Source organism: Micromonospora maritima, assembly GCF_902825405.1.
GTDB lineage: Bacteria > Actinomycetota > Actinomycetes > Mycobacteriales > Micromonosporaceae > Micromonospora > Micromonospora maritima.
Window position 1 is genome coordinate 1 of record NZ_CADEAU010000920.1, and the last position, 933, is coordinate 933.

At 75.8% G+C, this 933-nt stretch carries 1 protein-coding gene and 2 pseudogenes; 2 read left to right on the forward strand and 1 reads right to left on the reverse strand.

Features of this window, described 5'->3' with window-relative positions; translation table 11 throughout:
• Positions 1 to 74: pseudogene (locus tag HUW36_RS33540) on the reverse strand (30S ribosomal protein S5); the annotation flags it as partial.
• A gap of 27 nt (positions 75 to 101) precedes the next feature.
• Here HUW36_RS33540 and HUW36_RS33545 point away from each other — a divergent pair.
• Entirely contained in the window at positions 102 to 740 is a 639-nt protein-coding gene (locus tag HUW36_RS33545) for a carbamoyltransferase C-terminal domain-containing protein (protein ID WP_246248456.1), read from the forward strand.
• Positions 737 to 933, forward strand: a pseudogene (locus HUW36_RS33550) (hypothetical protein); the annotation flags it as partial. The gene HUW36_RS33545 and the pseudogene HUW36_RS33550, both read left to right, overlap by 4 nt.

Consider the following 933-nt stretch of genomic DNA (forward strand, 5'->3'; position numbering starts at 1 on the left):
GCGACGACCCGCTCGAGGTGCGGGGTCTTCTCGACGGGCGCGTTTCCGCGGCCGCCCTCACGGCGGTTGTCGCCGGCGAGCTGGGCGACCGGTCCGCCCCGATGACCGGGGCCGACCTCGGCCGGGGCTGGTCGGACGCCGAGCTGGAGGCGGAGCTGCGTCGGGCCGCGCTGCCCTACACCCGGCCGGCGTCGATCGCCGCCGAGGCGGCCCGGGTGCTCGCCGACAACGGCATCGTCGCCTGGTACCAGGGGCGCAGCGAGTACGGTCCGCGCGCGCTGGGGCACCGGTCGCTGCTCGCCCACCCCGGCGACCGGGACACCACCCGCCGGATGAACGACGTCAAGGGCCGCGAGCAGTTCCGCCCGATCGCGCCGATGGTGCGCGCGGAACGCTTCGCGGACCTGTTCGAAGGGACCTACCCGAGCCCTTACATGCTCTTCGTGCACCGGGTGAAGCCGGCGTGGCGGGACCGGATCCCGGCGGTGACCCACGTCGACGGCACCGCCCGGGTGCAGACCGTGCACCCGGAGACCGAGCCGCTGGTGGCCGAGCTGCTCGCCGAGTTCGAGCGGCGCACCGGCCTGCCGGTGGTGGTGAACACGTCCCTCAACACCGCCGGACGGCCCATGGTGGACACCCCGCGCGAGGCCATGGAGCTGTTCGGCTCCGCGCCGGTGGACCTGCTCGCCCTGGGGCCGTTCGCGGTGCACCGCCGGGCGCTGGGCGGTGCCCGGTGATCAGCGTGGTGGTGCCGACGCTGGGGCGCCCGAGCCTGGCCAACCTGCTGGAGGTGCTCGCCGCCCAGCTCGGCGGCGACGGCGGACCGGCCGACGTCGAGCTGCTCCTGGTCGACGACCGGCGCGACGACACCGGCGAGCTGGCGGTGCCGGGGGCGCTGACCGCGTACGCGAAGGTGCTCACCGGGCGCGG

Bases quoted from the DNA above. Each gene is read 5' to 3' on its own strand.
- HUW36_RS33545 (WP_246248456.1), top strand. From the start codon at position 102: ATGACCGGGGCCGACCTCGGCCGGGGCTGGTCGGACGCCGAGCTGGAG.